We start from the raw sequence: 19,824 nt of genomic DNA, 5'->3' as shown, positions 1-19,824 counted from the left end.
CGGCGACAACCTAGGCGAACGCCTCCACCGGCGGGCAGGAGCACACCAGGTTGCGGTCGCCGTACGCGCCGTCGATGCGGCGCACCGGCGGCCACACCTTGGGCCGGAAGCCTTTGCCCAGCGGGTAGGCCGCCTCCTCGCGGGTGTACGGGTGATCCCAGTGCGAGACCAGCAGGCACTCCGCGGTATGTGGCGCTCCCCGCAGCGGGTTGTCGTCGGCCGACCACTCCCCCGAGCCCACGCGGTCGATCTCGCGGCGGATGGCGATCATGGCCTCGCAGAAGGCGTCGATTTCGGTCAGGGTTTCGCTCTCGGTGGGCTCCACCATCAGCGTGCCGGCCACCGGGAAGCTCATGGTGGGCGCGTGAAAGCCGTAGTCCGCCAAGCGCTTTGCCACGTCGTCGACGGTCACGCCGGTGGACTTGGTGATGCCGCGCAAGTCCAGGATGCACTCGTGGGCCACCATGCCGTTCTCCCCTGCGTAGAGCACCGGGAAGTACTCGTCGAGCCGCCGGGCGATGTAGTTGGCCGACGCGATCGCGGTCAGTGAGGCCGCCCGCAGGCCGCTAGTTGCTCCGCCGCCCATCATCCTGATGTAGGCCCAGGTGATCGGCAGGATGGAGGCCGACCCGTAGGGCGCCGACGACACCGCGTGGCCGCCGGGCAACTCCGGCGCGTAGGGGTGGCCCGGCAGGAACGGGGCCAGGTGCGCGCGCGCCGCGACGGGGCCGACGCCCGGCCCGCCGCCGCCGTGCGGGATGCAGAACGTCTTGTGCAGGTTCAGGTGGCTGACGTCGCCGCCGAACTTCCCGGGCCGGGCCAGCCCGACCAGCGCGTTGAGGTTGGCGCCGTCGATGTAGACCTGACCGCCGGCGTCGTGCACGGCCGCGCAGATCTCGGCGATGTCGTGCTCGTAGACGCCGTGCGTGGACGGGTAGGTGATCATCAGCGCGGCCAGCCGGTCGGCGTGCTCGGCCACCTTGGCCCGCAGGTCGTCGAGGTCGACGTCGCCGTTCTCGCGGCAGGCGACCACGGCCACCCGCAGCCCGGCCAGCGCCGCGGACGCGGCGTTGGTACCGTGCGCGCTCGACGGGATGAGGCAGATGTCGCGGTGCGGCTCGCCCCGGCTGGCGTGGTAGTCGTGGATCGCCAGCAGGCCCGCGTACTCGCCCTGTGAGCCGGCGTTGGGCTGCAGCGAGACGGCGTCGTAACCGGTGATCTGCACCAGCCAGCTCTCCAGGTCGGCGACCAGCCGGCGGATCCCCGCGGTGTCGGAGGCCGGCGCGAACGGGTGCAGGCGGGCGAACTCCGGCCAGGTGATCGGTTCCATCTCGGCGGCCGCGTTGAGTTTCATCGTGCAGGAGCCCAGCGGAATCATGCTGCGGTCCAAGGCGACATCCTTGTCCGCCAGCGTGCGCAGGTACCGCATCATCGCGGTTTCGGTGCGGTATTGCGTGAATGCGGGATGGGTGAGGAACTCCGAGCTGCGGGTGGCGATGCCGACGGACTCCGGCTCGGCGGGCTGAACCCCGAACGCCTGCAGCACCGCGGCCACGTGCTCGTCGGTGGTGACCTCGTCGCAGGCCACCGACACATGGTCGGCGTCGACGCGCCACAGGTTGATGCCGTGGGCCTTCGCCGCCGCCAGCACCTCGTCGGCGCGCCCGGGGACCCGGGCCAAGACGGTGTCGAAGAACGTGTCGTGCACCAGCGCGGCACCCAGTGCCGCACCGATCCTGCGGGCCTGGGTGTGGACCCGCCGCGCGATCGCGGTCAGCCCGTCGGCGCCGTGGTAGCTGGCGTACATCGCGGCCATCACCGCCAGCAGCACCTGTGCGGTGCAGATGTTGCTGGTCGCCTTGTCGCGGCGGATGTGCTGCTCGCGCGTCTGCAGCGCCAGCCGGTAGGCCGGTGACCCGTCCGCATCCAACGACACCCCGACCAGCCGCCCCGGCAGCTGGCGGGCGTGCTTGGCGTGCACGGCCAGGTAGCCGGCGTGCGGGCCGCCGAATCCCATTGGGACACCGAATCTTTGGGTGGTGCCGAACGCGACGTCGGCACCGATCTCGCCGGGCGGTGTGATGAGCGTCGACGCCAGCAGGTCGGCGCCGACGGCGACCAGCGCGCCCCGGTCGTGGGCGGCGGCAACCAGCGCCGACCAGTCCGTGACCCGGCCGCTGGCGCCGGGCAACTGGGTGATGACCCCGAAGAAGTCACCGTCCGGGAGGCCGTCACGCAAGTCGGCGGTGACGATCTCGACGCCCAGCGGCCTGGCCCGGGTGGCCAGCACGGCCGCGGTCTGGGCGAAGACGTCGGCGTCCACCGCGAGCCGGTTGGAGCCGCGCGCCGCGCGGTGCATCAGGGTCATGGCCTCGGCCGCGGCGGTGCCCTCGTCGAGCATCGACGCGTTGGCCACCTCGAGGCCCGTCAGGTCGGCCACCATCGTCTGGAAATTCAGCAGCGCCTCCAGCCGGCCCTGACTGATCTCCGGCTGATACGGGGTGTAGGCGGTGTACCAGGCCGGGTTCTCCATGATGTTGCGCAACAGCACGGGAGGCGTGAGCGTGTCGTAGTAGCCCTGCCCGATCATCGACACGGCCACGGTGTTGGCGTCGGCCAGGCGCCGCAGCTCGGCCAGCGCCTCGGCCTCGCTGGCGGGCGGCGGCAACTGCTCCAGGCCGGGGGCGGCGCCGCCGTCGACGAGCCGGTCCAGGATGCCGGTGGGAACCGCCTTCGATGCCAGCTCGTCTAACGACTCCACGCCGATGACGGCGAGCATGGCCGCGACGGCCTGGCTGTCGGGGCCGATGTGCCGGTCTGCGAACGTTGATTGGTCGGGCACTCGCGAACTCCTGAGGTCGAGGGACTGGCGGCCCTCTCCCTCTGTCTTCACCCGCGGCCCGGGCGCCTGAGAGATTCGGCGCCGGGCGCCTTTCCCCATCGGCGGGTGGGGATCGTGTCTCCACCGCTTTCCAGAGGCGTCGTCAACTCGCGCGGTCCGGGTGCCTGAGAGGTTGACGGAGAGGTGTTGCTCCTTCGGCGTCCGTGACTGGCAGCCACGGAACTCTCCCGCCCGAGTGCGACGCGCCCGCCAGTTTACCCGTGGCCCGGACGCGGTGGCGAACAGACGCAAAAGCCCGCGACACGCCAGGCTTAGGGGGGCTTTTGTGTCTGCTCGCGGAGAAAGTGGCGGCTAGCCGATCTTGCGGTCGCGGTGCTTGCGCCGGGAGGCCAGCTCGTCCTCCGGGGCGGCGATCGATTCGCCGCCGTCGGCGCGCTCGCCGTGGAAGTCGGCGATGACGCCGGTCAGCTCGCGCATGGCCCCGGAGACGGCGATGCCGAACACGCCCTGCCCGCCCTGCAGCAGGTCGACGACCTCTTCGGCCGAGGTGCACTCGTAAACGGTGGTGCCGTCGGAGAACAGCGTGATGTTGGCCAGGTCCTGCACGCCGCGCTGGCGCAGATGGTCGACCGCCACCCGGATGTTGTGCAGTGAGATGCCGGTGTCGAGCAACCGCTTGACGATCTTGAGGACCAGGATGTCCTTGAACGAGTAGAGCCGCTGGCTGCCGGAGCCGGCCGCGCTGCGGATCGACGGGACCACCAGCGACGTGCGCGCCCAGTAATCCAGCTGCCGGTAGGTGATCCCGGCGATCTGGCAGGCGCTCGGCCCGCGGTAACCCACGAGCTCGTCGGGCACGGAATCGTCGGGAAACAGCCCGGGTTGCACGGGCGCGCTCGCTGCGGTGACGGTCGGGTCGCTGCTCGCGGCGGTCGCATTGTCAGCTAGGTCCAGCTGCTCTTGACGTGGCTGCTCGCTCACGGTGGTTCCTCTCGCCGATCGCGCTGTCGTCATTGGCTGCACCGCAGCCACGTTTGCTCAGGCCCGAGTGCTAGAGAGCTTACGCTTTTCGATAGCCGCCGCGCCCGTAAGTCGTGATCAAAGTATGGCGGCTGCGCGGCCGTGTGGCCGCACTATCGGCCAGCGTGTCGACATCGCGGTGCCAGATGAGATGGATCCGTGATGTCGGGGTCCAGCCTAGTGGTCCGGGATGGCCCGGGGTCAGGTGGCCTTGAAGTCGTCCGGCGAGACGCTGTCCAGGAATTCCTTGAACTTCTCCACCTCGTCCTCCCGGACGGCGGTGTTGCCCTCTTCGTCGCTCTCGTCGGGGATGAGCAGGCCGGCCTGGGCGAGGACCGCCTCCTCGACGTAGATCGGAACGCCGACCCGCAGCGCGATCGCCACCGAGTCCGACGGGCGCGCCGAAACGGTGATGTTGCGGTCGAAGACCAGGTCGGCGTAGAAGGTGCCCTCCTGCAGATCGACGATCCGCACTTCTTTCAGCGAATGCCCAAGGGCGGCAATGAGATCCCTGATCAGGTCGTGCGTCAGCGGGCGAGGCGGTTCGACGCCTTGCTGCTCCAGCGCGATGGCCGCGGCTTCCGACTGGCCAATCCAAATCGGCAGGTATCGGTCACCGTTGGCCTCGCGCAGCAACAGCACCGGCTGGTTCTGCGGCTGCTCGACGCGAATGCCGACAACACGAACTTCACCCATTTGTGTCTGCCCTCCGCATATGCCGCTCTGGTCGCACTGCCAGCCTGGTGTGCACACACCAAGCTGTCCAACGAAGTCTAATCCTCAGCGATGCAGAACGTCGCGAACGGCGGACTTGATCAGCGAGGTGTGCAGTGTGATAGCGAGCGCAGCCACCTCACGCGCCAGGTCGTCGGCGCGGTCGCGGGCGCCGGTCTTGCCCGCTTTGACTACCGGCCCGGCAATTTGGGCGATCAGGTCGGACTGGCGGTCGGCGGCGTTGCGGAAGGCGCGCAGATGCCGCGGTTCGACGCCGTACTCCGATAACGCCCGCGCGCACTGGAGGATCACCACGGCGTGTTCGTCGAAGAAGCCGCCCGGGCCGGTGGTGATGACCCCGGCTTTGAGCAGCGCCGTCAGGAGATTGTCGTCGACCCCGGAGCGTTCCAGCAGGTCTTCGCGGCTCAGCCGGACGCGGGGCGGAGCGACCGCCGCCGCGTCGGGCCTGGCCTCGCCCGCGGCGCCGACGTCCCCGCCGTCGGGCACCGACACCAATCGCGGTACCCCGTAAGGCGATCCGATCGGCGGCAGCTCACCGTGGGGCTGGGCGTCCAGCTGCGCCCTGATCACCTTCAGCGGCAGGTAGTGGTCGCGCTGGGCGGTGAGGATGAACCGCAGCCGGGCACAGTCGTAGGCGGTGAACCTCCGGTATCCGGATGCGGCGCGCTGCGGCGTCACCAGCCCCTCGGCCTCCAGAAAGCGGATCTTGGAGATGGTGACATCGGGGAAATCCGGTCTCAACAGATCCAGGACCGCCCCAATCGACATCCCGGCGAGTGCCGGGCTATCGGGCGCGCTCACTACCCTCCGGAACCTCCATCGTCGTCACCCTGCTTGGGGCCGGTCAAAAACACCAACCGGAACTTGCCGATCTGCACTTCGTCGCCGTTCGCGAGCACCGCCGAATCGACGGGTTCGCGGTTGACGTAGGTGCCGTTCAGGCTACCGACATCGACGACGTGGAATTCGTTGTTTTCCAACCGGAATTCGGCGTGGCGACGGCTGACCGTGACGTCGTCGAGGAAGATGTCGCTGTCGGGGTGCCGGCCGGCGGACGTGATGGGCTGGTCGAGCAGGAACCGCGAGCCCGCGTTCGGTCCCCGTTTGACGACCAGCAGCGCCGAGCCGGCGGGGAGCCCTTCGACCCCCGACACCGCGCTCTCGGTCCCCGCTTGCGCGGGGGCGTCCAGTTCGTTGAGGAAGTCGGCACGGAAGACGGAAGTCGTCTCTACCGTGACTTCGTCAGAGGTCTGGTCGTTATCCATGTCCGTCACGCGCTGCTCCTCACTGGCCGCTGTGGCGTTATCCGGCCGGGCGGCTCGCCCGGCTCTCGTTTTCTGGCCCCGTACTGCTGATTACTCGACTGTCCAGTGCCTTCCAGTGTCCCTCAAATGCCGATCTGATGAACGTACCGCGCACCGGTCCGCAATGCGCCCACCCCCGACCTCGGATCCGCGCCGCCCGACTCGGCGGGCGGGGCTGGCAGGCACATTAGCAACCGTCATTCCGTCAGGGTCCCCCGGTAGGCCTCGGCGTCGAGCAGCGCCGAAATGGCCGACTGGAGCTCGGCACCGTCGGAAACCTGGACATCCACCAGCCAGCCGGCCCCGTACGGGTCGGAGTTGACCAGCTGCGGACTGCCCTCCAGCTCGCCGTTGACCGCGGCCACCGTCCCGGAGACCGGGGCGAACAGGTCCGACACCGACTTGGTCGATTCCACCTCGCCGAACGATTCGCCCGCGCTCACTTGGCTGCCCACATCGGGCAGCTGGACGAAAACAACGTCGCCGAGGGCCGACTGCGCGAAGTCGGTGATGCCCACCCGGACGGTGTCCTCACCGCTTCGTCGAACCCATTCGTGTTCGGCGGTGTAGTGCAGATCGGACGGAATATCGCTCACGGGTGATCCTGTTCTGGTCGCTTCTCGCACGGCAAGTTCACTTGACGGGCTGAGCGTATTGGTGCGGTTTTGGTTGCCGCAAGGTGGTCACGTCCACCTTGTCGGCCTGCTGCACGGACATCCGCGCGCCGACGCGCTTGACGCTGTCCTCCGCGCCGCCCGGGATGTTCATCGCCGCGGCCAGCGTGGGCGGATCGCCAATCGCCAGAATCGAATACGGGGGCGACAGGTTCTTTGTGTCGATGGTCAACGAGCCAGGCGTACCCACAATCCAGGTATCGACACCTACCCGCACGGACTGGTGGGCGTCGTTGACCTCGATCGCCTCGGCGCCGGCGGCGCGCAACTCGTTGACCACGTCGAGCATCGCCTCCGGTGACACACCCGGGCCGGGGTCGTCGATCGTGACGGTGACGCCCGGCCCGGTGGCGCCCACGGCGCCGACCAAGATGGACAGCGCGGCCAGCCTGGCCTGCGCGCTCTGGATGGCGGCCTGATCGTTGTTGCCCGAGGGCTGCAGGGAATTCAGCGTGTTCTGCAGTTCGCTGACTTCGGTGTTCAGGGTGGCCTCGCGCTGCCGCAGCGAATCCAGCAGCACCAGGAGGTCGGCGGGGCGGGCGGTGTCCAGCGAATCGCCCGACTTGGTCTGGCGCACCTGGGTGACGATCGCGATGCCCAGGACCAGGCACAGCACCGTCGCCAGCGTTCCGAAGACGAGCCGGGAGCGTCCGCTTCGCAGCAGGCCGGAGAGCCCCGTGCGGTGAACCGGTCCGATCTCAGGGCGCGGGCGTTTGGCGGGCAGTTCGTGGCGGCCATGCTGACCGGCCTCGGCCGGCTTGCCGCCCTCAGGCTGACCGTGCCGGCCTGGCGCGTCAGGACTTTCGTCGGGGCCGCGGTCGGGCGGGTCCTCGTTCACGACGATCTCACCTCTTTCACTGCGCCGCTCCTCATCGTCGCCGGCGCGTCTCACTGCGCCACTCAAGCCCCGAACAGCCGGCGGCGCAGCGCCGCGGCGTTGCCGAAGATCCGGATGCCCAGGACGACGATGATGGCCGTGGAAAGCTGCGTGCCGACGCCCAGCTGGTCGCCGACGTACACGATCAGCGCGGCCACGAAGACGTTGAACACGAACGACACCACGAACACCTTGGGGTCGAAGATGCGTTCGAGGTAGGCGCGCAGCCCGCCGAACACGGCGTCGAGCGCGGCCACCACCGCGATCGGCAGATAGGGCTGGATGGCCTCGGGGACGGCGGGGTGGAAGATCAGGCCGAGCACGATGCCGACGGCGAGCGCCGCGATTCCGATCATGCACAGCACCCCGTGTCGGAGCGGCGAATCCGTCTCGAGAGGAGTCTTCTCACTGGGGCCCAATCTGTTTGGCGAACTTCACATCCCGGATCGATCCGGCGGGCAGCGACAGACCGTCGGCGACGTTCACGGTGACGACGACGCCGTAGGAGGACTCCAGCAGCCGCAGACGCTGCAGTCCCGGGCTGCTGTCGAAGACGTCTCGCATCGCGTGCGGTGGGCCGATCGCGAGGATCTGGTAGGGGCTGCTGGTCGGGTTGTTGTCGACCAGGATCGCCCCGCCCGCCTGACGGATGGTGACGTTCGGCCCGATCCGGACGCCGCCGACGGAGATGGCTTCGGCGCCGCTGGCCCACAACGAGTTGACCACCAGCTGCAGGTCGCGGTCCAGGATGATCTGCCTGCTGCCGCTGACGCGCTGCTTGGACACGTCGGAAAGGTTCGGGCCGGCACCGGGATCCGTCACGGTCACCGACAGACCGGGCCCGATCACCGCCGTGCTGGCCGCCGCCAGGCTGAGCGCGTCGAGGCGGTTCAGCAGCCGCTGGCCCTCCGCGTTCTCGGCCAGCGCGCGTCGTTGCACGTCGTCGACTTTCGCCGACAGCGCGCCGCGCTCCCTGCCCAGCCTGGTCGCCGTGGTTTCCGACGAACGCACGCTTTGCAGCAGCAGCTGCTGCGCGTTGCGAACGCCGGGAGCAACCGAGCGGGCCTGGGCGACGGCGGCGGCGAAGACCGCGGCGATCAACAGCGCCGCCACCGCCTCCCAAAGCCAGCCGACGGCCCGGTCCCGCCCGCGCCGCGGCGTGTCAGGGCCGCCGTGCCGGGCGGCGGCCGCGGCGTACCCCGGATCCAGGTGCTCCGACAGCAGGGCGCGCAGCAGCGACGGCACCGGGATCAGTTGCGGCCGGGCCGCCTCGTGGGCGCTGCGGCCGGCGTTGGGGTCGTAGCCGCCGAGCAGGCGGTCGGGCTCAGCCATGTTCACTCGCCTTGGGCGAAATCGGTTGCCGTACAGGATGTTTCAGCTTGGGCATGCGGCGCAGCACCAACACCATCTGCACCGCGTACAACACGAACGCCCAGAGGTACATGTAGAGGCCCCAGCCCAGGAAGCCACAGCCGACGGCATGCAGCACGCGGCTCCACGTCGCGCCGCCCGTTCCGAGCAGGACGAGCGGGAAGCCGGACATCAACGCGAAGGTGGCGGCCTTGCCGACGTAGGTCACCGGCAGCGCCGTCAGTCCGCGGCTGCGCAGCAACGGCAGGGTCGCCGCGAGCAGCCCGTCGCGCACCAGCAGCGTGATGACGAACCACCACGGCACGATCCCGTCGACGGCCAGCACGATCGGAACGGTCGCCATGTACAGGCGATCCACCGCGGGGTCCAGCAGAACGCCGAGCCGCGAGGATTGGTTGAGCGTGCGGGCGATCTTGCCGTCGGCCCAGTCGGAGGCCCCGCTGAACATCAGGATCGCCACCGCCCAGCCGTTGGCGTGGGCGAACAGCAGGGCGTAGATGAACACCGGGATGAGCACCAGGCGGATGGCGCTCAGGGCGTTGGGCACTGTCAGCACCCGGTCGGGCGGAAGCACCTGCTCCATGAGCCGTGACATTAGCCGAACGCCGAGTGTGAAGCTGGCCGCACACTCGAGCCCGAGCGTGCGGCTGGACGCACATTGGGCGGCTCGGCCTAGCGGAACACCCCGGGCAGGCTCAGGGTCGACAGCGTGTCGTCGGACAGCGGGTTGTCGTTGACCATGTACGTCCACGTCGACGTCGGCCGTGCCAGCTTGGACAGGTCTAGGCCGGGCTCCTCCTCGAGCACGTTCGCGGTCTCGAACGTCTGCTGGGCCGCCTCGATCGCGTCGGCGGCCAGCGACGCGAACGCGTCGACCGCGAGCCGGTGGAACTCGTCGAGCGGGTTTTGGCGCCCCAGCGCGCGCAGGTGGATGCTTTCGCGGATGTCGGCCAGATACGCCAGGTGATCGGCCCAGCCCCGGTCGAGGTGATACAGCATGATGAGCCGGCAGATCTTCTCGAGGCGCTCCTCGGGGATCTCCTTGGCCAGCTCCCCGTACCGGTCCGGCGCCAGCTCGGCCAGCTCCTCGCGCGCGGTTGCGGTGCGCAGCAATGTGTTTCGCCGGTCGACGATGATGGCGCGCTGCTGGGCGATCAACTGGTTGTAGCGCCAGGTGTTGGCGTGCACGTCCAGCATGCGGCCCTCGGCGACCCGCTGCGCGTGGTCGAGCATCCCGGCCGCCTTGGGGCTGACGATCCGCCCGTCGTCATCGGTCTGCATCGGGAGCTTGTTGTGGTCGAGGTTCGCGGCGACCACGTCGTCCTCCCAGCTGGAGAAGAACACCGACGATCCGGGGTCGCCCTGGCGTCCGGCGCGCCCCCGCAGCTGGTTGTCCAGCCGCTGGGTGTGGTGGCGGCCCGTCCCGACGACGTGCAGCCCGCCCAGCTCGGCGACGCGGTCGTGGTCGGCCTCGTCGGATCCGCCGAGCCGGATGTCGGTGCCGCGCCCGGCCATCTGGGTGGACACCGTGACGGTGCCGTACTCGCCGGCCTCGGCGATCACCTTCGCCTCCTCGGCGTCGTTCTTGGCGTTGAGCACGACGGCCGGCACGCCGCGGCGCAGTAGCCGCTCGTGCAGCTCCTCGGACTCGGCCACGTCACGGGTGCCGACCAGTACCGGCTGCCCGGTCTGGTGCACCTCGGCGATGTGCTCGACAATGGCGTCGTTCTTGGCTGCGGCGGTGATGTAGACCCGGTCGGACTCGTCCTCGCGAATGTTGGGCTCGTTCGGCGGGATTGGCGACACGCCGAGCTTGTAGAACTGGCGCAGCTGCTCACCGGCGGCCAGCGCGGTGCCGGTCATGCCGCAGACGGTGGCGTAGCGATTGATCAACGCCTGCACCGTGATCGTGTCGAGCACCTCGCCGGTCTCGGTCGTCTCGATGCCCTCCTTCGCCTCGACGGCGGCCTGCAGGCCGTCCGGCCAGCGCTGCAGTTGCGCGATGCGCCCGCGCGCGGAGTTGATGAGGTGGACGGCGTCGTCGCGGACGATGTAGTGCACGTCGCGCTGCAGCAGCACGTGCGCGTGCAACGCCACGTTGACCTCGGTCAGCGTGGTGCCGACGTGCTCCTCGGAATACAGGTCGATACCGCCCAGCGCCTTTTCCACCTTGCGGGCGCCGACGTCGGTCAGGTGCACGTTGCGGCTGTCGGCGTCGGTGTCGTAATCGGTGCCCGCTTCCAGCTCACCGACCAGCTTGATGATCTCCAGCCGCGGTGTCTCGCGATGCGTGGTGCCGGCCAGCACCAGCGGGACCAGCGCCTCGTCGACCAGCACCGAGTCGGCCTCGTCGATCAGGGCCACGTCGGGATTGGGCGAGACGAGGTCGTCGACGTCGGTCACCAGCTGATCGCGCAGCACGTCGAAGCCGATCTCGTTGACCGAGGCGTAGGTGACGTCGCAGCCGTAGGCGGCCCGGCGCTCCTCGCTCGTCGACTCGGCGGTGATCCAGCCGACCGTCAGCCCCAGGGCCTCGATGAGCGGACCCATCCACTCCGCGTCCCGGCGGGCCAGGTAGTCGTTGATCGTCACCACGTGCACGTGCCGGCCGGCCAGCGCGTATCCGGCGGCCGCGATCGCGCCCGACAGGGTTTTGCCCTCACCGGTGGCCATCTCGATCACGTCACCGGCCAGCATGCGCAGCGCGCCCAGCAGCTGCACGTCGAACGGCCGCAGCCCCGTCGTCCGCTCGGCCGCCTCCCGGGCGATCGCGAGGAACTGCGGGATGTCGGCCGATTCGGCGAGGTCGTCGAGCTTGAGCAGCCCGGTCGCCTTGCGCAGCTTCTCGTCGCTGAGGTCGGCGGCTTCCTTGTCGTACTCCGAGGACGCGGTGACGTCGGCGAGGGAGCGGCTGCGGTTCTTCTCGGTGCTGGCGCCCAGCAGTCGCCAGAATCGGCTACTCAGGCGGCCGGGTTGGGTCCGGGTGGTCTTCGACACAGGTCAACGGTACGCGAGCGCCCGGCTGGCGCGAGCGTGCGTGTTTGCCCGCGACACGCCGGGGCTTCGGAGTACAACTGCGCACCCGCGCGGCCGGTCAGGCCAGGTTCGACCGGCGCGGATACGCGACGGCCGGGTCGGTGAGCACGTTGACGACGGCGGGTAACCCGCTGGCGAAGGCGCGTTCCAGCGCCGGGCGCAGCTCGACCGGCGCGGAGACCAGCTCGCCGTGGCAACCCAGGGCCCGCGCCACCTCGTCGTAGCGGGTGCCCGGCCGCAGCTCCGCGACCACCGAGTAGCCGTACAGCGCCTCCATCGGGTGCTTTTCAAGTGCCCAGATCCCGTTGTTGCCGATCACGGACACCACCGGCACGTTGTGCCGCGCCAGGGTGTCCCACTCCATGCCGCTGAAGCCGAACGCGCCGTCGCCCTGCAGCAGCACGACCTGGCGGTCGGGCCGGGCGAGCTTGGCCGCGAGGGCATAGCCGGGGCCCGAGCCGAGGCAGCCGAACGGGCCGCTGTCCAGCCAGCAGCCCGGCAGGTAGCTGTCGATCACCCGGCCCGCATAAGACCCGAAGTCGCCGGCGTCGATGACGACGATCGCGTCGCGGTCCAGCAGCGGCGCCAGCTCGGCGTACACCCGCATCGGGTGCAGCGGAACCCGATCGTCGGCGAGTTCGGCCTTCTCGGCGCCGCGCGCCGCCGTCTCGGCTGCGCGCAGTTCGTCGACCCAGGCCCGGTGGTCGGCGCTTGGCGTGTTCGCCAGGGCGGACAGGATCGCGGTGAGGTCGCCGTAGAGCCCGGCGGCGATGGGACGGGGATGCGCGCGGCCGGGTTCGGCGCGGTCGGCCACGACCAGCTGGGTCTCCGGGCCGAACACCTTGCCGAAGCCGAGCCGGAAATCCATTGGCACGCCGACGATCAACGCCACGTCGGCCTCCCCCAGTGCCTTGGCCCGAACCCGCGAAAACGCCATCGGGTGGTCGGCGGGCACGACGCCGCGGGCCATCCCGTTCATCAGCACCGGGATGTGGCGTTCCTCGGCCAGGCGCAGCAGCGCCGCCTCGGCGCGCCCCCACCAGACGTTGGTGCCGGCCATGATCACCGGCCGCTTCGCCGCGGACAGCAGGCCGGCGGCCCGGTCCAGTGCGGCGCCGTCGGTGGCGGGCGGCGCCGGCAGGTCGGTCAGCGCGCCGGGCCGGCTGTCGTCCTCCGACAACGAAAACGCGTGATCCATCGGGAAGTCGACGAACCCAACCCCCGACGGGGCGCCGACCGCCGCCCGCAACGCTTCGTCGACCAACCGGCCGGCGTCGTCGGCCGACTGCGCGGTGGCGGCGAATCGGGCCAGCGGGGCCACGAACGGCACGTGGTCGATCTCCTGCAGCGAGCCCATGCCCCAGCGCCCCGCGGGGGCCCGACCGCCCAGCACCACCAACGGCGACTGATTCTGCTGCGCGGCGGCCATCGCGCTCATCCCGTTGGTGACGCCCGGCCCGGCGGTGAGCGCGGCCACGCCCGGCAGCCTGGTCACCTTCGACCAGCCCTCGGCGGCGAACGCCGCGGTCTGCTCGTGCCGCGTGTCGATCAGCCGGATACCCTCGTCACGGCACCCGTCGTAAATGGAAAACAGGTGGCCGCCCGACAACGTGAAGACGGTGTCGACGCCGCTGGCTTTGAGCCGCCGCGCGATGAGCCGGCCGGCGTGCAATGTTTGTGTGGGGATGGCGTCGGTGCTCATAACCGCAGCCTAGCCAGATCCTTCGGGTAACTTCGCCGGAGGATTTTTGTTGAGCACAGGCTGGACACCTCGGCCGTAAGGAGACGTCGACCATGGGCCCGAAGCCGTTCAAGCCGTCGATCGATTGGTCGACGGCACCCATGGATTCGCTGCGGTGGATCGCCATCGCGTGGGCGATCGGGGCCGTGTGCCTGCTGGCAGTGCTGTTCGCGTTTCGGTTCCTCACCCCGTGGGGCCGGCAGTTCTGGCGGATCACCCGCGGATACTTCGTCGGCCGGGCGAGCGTCAAGGTGTGGCTGATGCTCGGCGTGTTGCTGCTGTCGGTGCTCCTCTCGGTGCGCCTGACCGTGTTGCTCAGCTACCAGGGCAACGACCTGTACACGGGCGTGCAGAAGGCCGTGCAGGGCATCGCGGCCGATGACGACGCCGTCAAACAGTCTGGGATTCATGGCTTTTGGATGTCGATTGCGATCTTTTCCGTGCTCGCGACGCTGTACGTCATCCGGTTCATGATCGACATCTACCTGACACAGCGGTTCATCATCGCCTGGCGCATCTGGCTGACCGCCCACCTCACCGACGACTGGCTTGACGGCAAGGCTTATTACCGGGACCTGTTCATCGACAACACCATCGACAACCCGGACCAGCGCATCCAGCAGGACATCGACATCTTCACCGCCAATGCCGGGGGCACTCCGAACATCCCGTCCAACGGGACGGGCAGCACGTTGCTGTTCGGGGCCGTGAATGCGGTGGCCTCGGTGATCTCGTTCGCCGCGATCCTGTGGCAGCTCTCCGGGAATCTGGAGGTTTTCGGCCTGGTGTTGCCGCGCGCGATGTTCTGGACGGTCCTGGTCTACGTGCTGGTCGCGACCGTGGTCGCGGTCTGGTTGGGCCACCCGCTGATCCGGCTGAGCTTCAACAACGAGAAACTCAATGCCGCATTCCGTTATGCCCTGGTGCGGTTGCGCGACGCGGCCGAGGCGGTCGGGTTCTATCGCGGTGAACGAGTCGAGCGCGCGCAACTGTGGCGGCGCTTCACCCCGATCATCGCCAACTACCGCAAGTTCGTGCGCCGCACCATCATCTTCAACGGCTGGAACTGGTCGGTGTCGCAGGTGATCGTTCCGTTGCCGTGGGTGATCCAGGCGCCGCGGCTGTTCGCCGGGAAGATCGACTTCGGTGACGTCGGCCAGAGCGCGACGGCGTTCGGCAACATTCAGGATTCGCTGTCGTTCTTCCGCAACAACTACGACGCGTTCGCGGCATTCCGGGCGGCGATCATCCGGTTGCACGGGCTTGTCGATGCCAACAGCCAGGGCCGCGCGCTGCCGACCATTCTCGTCAAGCCGAGCGAGGAGTCGACTGTCGAGCTTCGCGGTGTCGAAGTACGCACGCCCGCCGGCGACCGGCTCATCGATCCGCTCGACGTGCAGTTGGACGAGGGTGACGCGTTGGTGATCACCGGGCGCTCCGGGGCCGGCAAGACCACGCTGCTGCGCAGCCTGGCCGAACTGTGGCCGTACGCGTCCGGGACGCTGTGCCGTCCCGATGGCGAAAACGCGACGATGTTCTTGTCGCAGTTGCCCTATGTCCCGCTGGGGAGCCTGCGTGGCGTCGTGTGCTACCCGAACTCGCCCGACGCCGTCTCCGACGACGAGCTGCGCGACGTGTTGACCAAGGTGGCCCTCGCGCCGCTGATCGACCGGCTCGACGACGAGCAGGACTGGGCCAAGGTGCTTTCGCCCGGTGAGCAGCAGCGGGTCGCCTTCGCGCGCATCCTGCTCACCAAGCCGAAGGCCGTCTTCCTCGACGAGGCCACCTCGGCGCTGGACGAGGGCCTGGAATTCGCGCTCTACCAACTGGTGCGCACGGAATTGCCGGACACCGTCCTCGTCAGCGTCAGCCACCGGCCGACCGTCGAGCAGCACCATGAGCAGGAGCTGCACCTACTGGGCGGCGGCGAATGGCGGCTGGGCCCGGTGGAGAAAGAGCCCGCGCGGGTTTGATCTCCTAACGCTCCTGCGCGCCCCCGGCACCGGGTCTTGGCGCGCCTACGCTCTCGCGGCCCCTCGGGCCGCGCTCGCTCCAGCGCTACGGGCCGCGTGCGCTCCGGCGCGGCGACCGAAGAACGAACCCTCCCCCAGCTGCGTGCCGCTGGCATAGCCCTTGCCGTCCTGGGCGATGTTGGACGCACACGCCCCCACCGCGTACAGCCCCGACACCGCCGAACCGTCCTCGCGCAGCACTTGTCCGTCCACGGACACGGCCAGCCCGCCGACGGTGAAACCTGCGTACATCGCCTTGCCCAGCGACATGTCGAACGCGCCCCACGGCCCTTTGTCTTGCGGCGCAAGGAATTCCGGCTGCTTGTGGAAGTCGGGGTCCTCGCCGCGGGCGGCGTGGGTGTTGTAGCGGTCCAGCGTCGCGACCAGGTTGCCCTGCGGAATGCCGAGCGCGGCTTCCATCTCGGCGACCGTCTCCCAACCGTCGATCAGCGGCACCAGCGGCATCTTGGGATGCTCCAGATGCGCCTCGTCGACGATCAAAAACGCCGCGCTGTCCGGCTGATCCATGATGAACCCCGCCGTGCGGGAGTGGTAGGAGTCCTCGGCGACGAACCGCTGGCCGAGCTTGTTCACGATGATCCCGGTCAGCAGGATCGACGGCGGGTAGGGCGGCGCGGTGATGAAGATCTGATCCATGTGCTGGGTGGCGCCGCCGGCGGACACGCCCATCCGGATCCCCAGCCCGTCGTCGTAGGTGTTGCCGAGGACGAACGGCTTCTCCCCCAGCTTGGGGGTGTACTTGGCCACCATCTCCGGATTCATCACGAATCCCCCGGCAGCGATGATCACCGAGTTTGCCTTGATCGCACCGGTTTCGGTGAAGCGCTTCCACGCCACGCCGGTCACCCGGCTCTTTTGGCCGGAATCGTCCACGATCAGCTGGGTGGCGGCCGTCTCGTAGCGGACCTGCACGCCGAGGCTCGCGGCGCGCTTGAGGAGCAGATCGATCACCATGCTGGCCCCGCCCGTGTCGCCGGGCACGGGCACCTTGTGGCCGCGCGGCGCCGGCACCGCCTTCTCCAGGAAGGGCCACACCTTCTCGTTCCCGGTGAACATCAACCCCTCGGTGTTGGGCTGGATCACCGCCTTGCCCGGGAAGTAGCTGCGCTCGAACTGAAAACCCAAGTCTTCCAGCCAATTGAAGTGCTCGACGCTGCCCTCGCAGTACGCGCGAATCTTCGCATGGTCGGGCTGGCGCGACACGGCGACCAAATACTTGTACATCTCCTCGGGCGAGTCGGGGTGCCCCGTCGCCTCTTGCACGGCGGTCCCGCCGCCGAGGTAAAAATGGCCTCCCGCAAGGGAAGTGGTGCCACCCGCCGCGGCGGCGCGCTCGAGCACCAGCACCCGCGCGCCGGCCCCCAGCTTCTCGGCCGCACTGACCGCCGCGCAGCCGCCGCCGATGCCGAATCCGATCACCACCACGTCGACGTCGTCCGACCACGACGCCACCGTGCCGGCGTCGATCGTCGTTGGGATCTCGGTGCTCATTGGCGCCACTCCTCCACATCGCTTCGTCCCCCTCGCCGCTTCGCCGCTGGGGATGCCCCCACTGCATCGTCGCCGGCGCGGCTCACCGCTGCTGCTCCCGTTTGATGTAGTCGTAGAAGGCCCTCATCTCGGGCGCGATGTAGGCGATTTCGAGGAACGGCACCCCGGCCTGCCGCGCCGACACGTAGGCGAACCGGATACCGCCGGCCATCACACCCTGCTGCACCACCGGCGCTCCTTGGCCGGCGGCCTCGGCCAGGGCCGAGTCGAATGCTTCCGGGCTCGCCGCCTCCACGCAGATGTGGTGCAACCCCGCCCCCGATTCCCGGAGGAAGTCACTATAGATGTTCTCCCCGCGGACCGGTTCGATCAGCTCCAACTGCATGTCCCCGAGGTAGCTCAGGGAGATGCTGGCGACGAAGTCGGCCGGCTTGCCGAGATAGCTGCACGTATCCGGGGCAAAGTGCACGTCGGGTATCCGCACCCACTTCCGGACGCCTAACAGGCCGGTGAGGGCCGTTTCGGTGGCATCCAGGTTCGGGGTGACCCACGCGATCTGCGTCGGCGATTGAGGAGGAAGGGTCATCGCTTCGCAGGATAGCCCAGTGCGGCGGCGGCCAGAAAGGCGCAACACGACTTTGCCGCGGGCCGCCGCGTCGGGCTGGGCAAAACGCGGTGAACACGTTCTAGTTCCGGGCGTCAGTGCCGGGTGAGCACGTCGACGAGCAGCCGAAGCTGGGTGTCGAACACCGCCGCGGGGTCGGTCAGGGTGTCGGTGCCGTATTGCCCGAACACCTCGAGGCTGATGGCGCCGAGCACGCCGGCCCACAGCAAGAAGCACTTGGCGATCACCTGGTCGTCGCCCGGAAACCCGAACTCCTGACGGATGCGGTCGAAGTCCGACGACATGGGTTGCGGCGCAGGGTCATTCGTCAACCGGATGTCTCCGGTGGCGATCCCGGCGGCGACGGCGTCGAAGAACGCGCCGACCACCCGGGTGCCGGCCGGGACCGTGCGCTCCGCCGGCGCGTGATACCCGGGCACCGGGCTGCCGTAGAGCAGCGCCCACCGGGCCGGGTGGGCGACGGCCCACCGCCGTGCCGCCCGCCCGATGGCGATGACGTCGTCGCTCCACAGATCGCCGACGGACTCGCGGGCCCGGTCCACGGCGTCGGCCAAATCGGAATAGGCGTCGACCAGCAGCAACGTCAGCAGCTCGTCGCGGCTGGACACGTACCGGTACACCGCCGAGGACACCATGCCCAGATCGCGGGCGATCGCACGCACCGACAACCCCGCGGCGCCGCGATCCACCAGCTGGCGCCGGCCCAGCTCGATGATGCGCGCCTCGATCTGCTCCCGCGACTCCTGGCGTTTGCCCACGCCGCCAGTCTGGCACAAACCGAGATCGCCGCTCTTGATTTTCGGTCGGGGCTGTGGCAGGGTGTCCGGCGAAGAGAGCACCGCTCTCTAAGATCGGAGAGGACTCACCATGGCCACGCGCTACGAAGAACCGAACGGGATGGCGCGCGCCGCCAACACCGTCATTCGCTGGCTCGCCGAGCTGGGAGTCAGCATCGCCGGCACCCGCGCGTTGCGCGTCCGTGGCCGCAAAAGCGGTAGACCGCGCGCGGTGGTGATCAACCTGCTGAGCGTCGACGGCGTCGACTACCTGGTCTCACCGCGGGGCAACACCCAATGGGCCCGCAACGTCAGGGCCGCGGGCGTCGTCGAGGTGGGCCCGCGCTGGCGTAGGCGACGCGCCCGGGTCAGCGAGGTGGACGACGCGGCCAAGCCCGTGGTGTTGCGGCGCTACCTTCAGCGGTGGTACTGGCAGGTCAAGGACTACGTCGGCGGATTGACGCCGGACTCCACCGATGAGCAGCTGCTCGCCGAGGCGCCGACGATCCCCGTCTTCGTGCTCGAACCCGCCCGTTAGGAGGCGTCAACGCGGGTTGGTCGTGGCCCCGAGATCCTGGCGGACCTGGTCCGAGGCGGCCCGCCACGACACCGCCGCGGGCAGGTCTCCCCACACGCTGTTGAAGATCCCGACGATCTGCCCCGGCCCGCCGCTGGGCGCCAGGTAGACCGGCCCCCCGGAATCGCCCTTCTGGCTCTGGACGCCGTGTGACATGGTGAACCAGCCGTTGTTGACGCTCTCGACGGTTCCGCACGTCTCACCGGTGATGACGCCGAAATGGCAGACCGGTTCACCGGGCTGCAGCGTCGCGCCGGGGTTCGATTCGAGTGGGCGCCCGCCCGGCAGGATGTTGTTGGCGGTGACGCCGCTGTCCAGCACGATCGCCTCGTAGTCGTTGATCACCTGATCGGTCGCCACGGTCGTGCCGCTGGGCGTGTTGTCTCGGAACGTGGCGAGCCTGCCGATGGCATTGTGTTGCCGGTCGTAGACGACCCCGCTGCCCCGGCAGTGCCCGGCGGTGAACGCGATCTTCAGCGCCGGGTCGACGTACCCCAGGGTGCACACGCGGCTGTCCTGATGGATTTCCATCCCGGGGAAGACCAGCGGGGGGTCGGCTTTGGCCGGCGCCGCGGCCGGCCAGCATGCCAATACCGCAACGGAAGCCGACGCGGCGAACGTGCGCATTGCCAGGCGGTGCACCATGAGCTCCCATCCGTCCGCGAAAAGACCGACCCGAAGGGTGACGTTACGACTCAGTCTCACCCCTTGTTGATCTTTTC

At 69.0% G+C, this 19,824-nt stretch carries 17 protein-coding genes, 1 pseudogene and 1 riboswitch; of the genes and pseudogenes, 2 read left to right on the top strand and 16 right to left on the bottom strand.

All coding sequences use genetic code 11. The features are described 5' to 3' along the window. Nucleotides 1–10: 10 nt before the first annotated feature. The 12 genes and pseudogenes from gcvP to A5696_RS20520 all read right to left on the bottom strand — a co-directional run bounded on the left by gcvP (nt 11) and on the right by A5696_RS20520 (nt 13,561). Entirely contained in the window at nt 11–2,842 is a 2,832-nt protein-coding gene (gene gcvP, locus A5696_RS20575) for an aminomethyl-transferring glycine dehydrogenase (RefSeq protein ID WP_067882853.1), read from the bottom strand. 142 nt (nt 2,843–2,984) lie between these two features. Further along, a riboswitch (glycine riboswitch) is annotated at nt 2,985–3,082 on the bottom strand. A gap of 111 nt (nt 3,083–3,193) precedes the next feature. Further along, nucleotides 3,194–3,823 (bottom strand): MerR family transcriptional regulator, encoded by a 630-nt coding sequence (locus tag A5696_RS20570; RefSeq protein WP_067882852.1) that lies wholly within the window; start codon nt 3,821–3,823, stop codon nt 3,194–3,196. A 240-nt stretch (nt 3,824–4,063) separates the two neighbouring features. Beyond that, the gene (locus tag A5696_RS20565) at nt 4,064–4,558 is read right to left on the bottom strand and encodes a bifunctional nuclease family protein (RefSeq protein ID WP_067882851.1); all 495 of its coding nucleotides are present in this window, start codon (nt 4,556–4,558) and stop codon (nt 4,064–4,066) included. 84 nt (nt 4,559–4,642) lie between these two features. Beyond that, the gene (locus tag A5696_RS20560; RefSeq protein ID WP_067882850.1) at nt 4,643–5,398 is read right to left on the bottom strand and encodes a MerR family transcriptional regulator; all 756 of its coding nucleotides are present in this window, start codon (nt 5,396–5,398) and stop codon (nt 4,643–4,645) included. Beyond that, nucleotides 5,398–5,862 carry a glycogen accumulation regulator GarA gene (gene garA / locus A5696_RS20555; RefSeq protein WP_369803371.1) on the bottom strand — a complete coding sequence of 155 codons (465 nt, stop codon included), beginning with the start codon at nt 5,860–5,862 and terminating at the stop codon, nt 5,398–5,400. Before garA ends, A5696_RS20560 begins: the two co-directional genes overlap by 1 nt. Before the next feature lie 236 nt (nt 5,863–6,098). Further along, nucleotides 6,099–6,497: a glycine cleavage system protein GcvH gene (gcvH, locus tag A5696_RS20550; protein ID WP_067882848.1), complete on the bottom strand. Its 399-nt coding sequence runs from the start codon at nt 6,495–6,497 to the stop codon at nt 6,099–6,101. 37 nt (nt 6,498–6,534) lie between these two features. After that, nucleotides 6,535–7,373: pseudogene (locus A5696_RS20545) on the bottom strand (DUF881 domain-containing protein). 102 nt (nt 7,374–7,475) lie between these two features. Then, on the bottom strand, nt 7,476–7,808 hold the full coding sequence (locus A5696_RS20540) for a small basic family protein (protein ID WP_066960535.1): 333 nt from the start codon (nt 7,806–7,808) through the stop codon (nt 7,476–7,478). Nucleotides 7,809–7,857: 49 nt separating this feature from the next. Further along, nucleotides 7,858–8,784 (bottom strand): DUF881 domain-containing protein, encoded by a 927-nt coding sequence (locus A5696_RS20535; protein WP_067882846.1) that lies wholly within the window; start codon nt 8,782–8,784, stop codon nt 7,858–7,860. Continuing rightward, entirely contained in the window at nt 8,777–9,406 is a 630-nt protein-coding gene (locus tag A5696_RS20530) for a CDP-alcohol phosphatidyltransferase family protein (protein ID WP_067882845.1), read from the bottom strand. The genes A5696_RS20535 and A5696_RS20530 overlap by 8 nt, the downstream gene beginning before the upstream one ends. 89 nt (nt 9,407–9,495) lie before the next feature. Further along, a complete protein-coding gene (gene secA2 / locus A5696_RS20525; protein WP_067882844.1) occupies nt 9,496–11,820 on the bottom strand; it encodes an accessory Sec system translocase SecA2 in 2,325 nt (774 codons plus the stop codon). Between the two features lie 97 nt (nt 11,821–11,917). Next, nucleotides 11,918–13,561 (bottom strand): acetolactate synthase, encoded by a 1,644-nt coding sequence (locus A5696_RS20520; protein WP_067882843.1) that lies wholly within the window; start codon nt 13,559–13,561, stop codon nt 11,918–11,920. Nucleotides 13,562–13,653: 92 nt separating this feature from the next. Between A5696_RS20520 and A5696_RS20515 the strand changes: the two genes are divergently transcribed. Beyond that, nucleotides 13,654–15,573, top strand: a complete 1,920-nt coding sequence (locus A5696_RS20515; protein WP_067882842.1) for an ABC transporter ATP-binding protein/permease — start codon at nt 13,654–13,656, stop codon at nt 15,571–15,573. Between the two features lie 45 nt (nt 15,574–15,618). Here the strand turns inward: A5696_RS20515 and A5696_RS20510 are convergent, their stop codons facing one another. From A5696_RS20510 to A5696_RS20500, 3 genes are all read right to left on the bottom strand, one after another. Continuing rightward, on the bottom strand, nt 15,619–17,124 hold the full coding sequence (locus tag A5696_RS20510; protein WP_067882841.1) for an FAD-binding protein: 1,506 nt from the start codon (nt 17,122–17,124) through the stop codon (nt 15,619–15,621). Nucleotides 17,125–17,206: 82 nt separating this feature from the next. Continuing rightward, complete coding sequence (locus A5696_RS20505) at nt 17,207–17,710, bottom strand: VOC family protein (RefSeq protein WP_067882840.1); 504 nt, start codon at nt 17,708–17,710, stop codon at nt 17,207–17,209. Between the two features lie 113 nt (nt 17,711–17,823). Next, nucleotides 17,824–18,507, bottom strand: a complete 684-nt coding sequence (locus tag A5696_RS20500) for a TetR/AcrR family transcriptional regulator (RefSeq protein ID WP_197517037.1) — start codon at nt 18,505–18,507, stop codon at nt 17,824–17,826. 109 nt (nt 18,508–18,616) lie between these two features. Here A5696_RS20500 and A5696_RS20495 point away from each other — a divergent pair, with 109 nt between their 5' ends. Continuing rightward, entirely contained in the window at nt 18,617–19,063 is a 447-nt protein-coding gene (locus A5696_RS20495; RefSeq protein WP_067882839.1) for a nitroreductase/quinone reductase family protein, read from the top strand. A gap of 6 nt (nt 19,064–19,069) precedes the next feature. Here the strand turns inward: A5696_RS20495 and A5696_RS20490 are convergent, their stop codons facing one another. After that, the gene (locus A5696_RS20490) at nt 19,070–19,747 is read right to left on the bottom strand and encodes a hypothetical protein (RefSeq protein WP_067882838.1); all 678 of its coding nucleotides are present in this window, start codon (nt 19,745–19,747) and stop codon (nt 19,070–19,072) included. Between the last annotated feature and the right edge of the window lie 77 nt (nt 19,748–19,824).

The sequence above is a fragment of the Mycobacterium sp. E2699 genome, from assembly GCF_001666745.1.
Classification (GTDB): Bacteria; Actinomycetota; Actinomycetes; order Mycobacteriales; family Mycobacteriaceae; genus Mycobacterium.
Note: the sequence above shows the minus strand (reverse complement) of the source record. Positions and strands in the feature narration are given on the sequence as shown.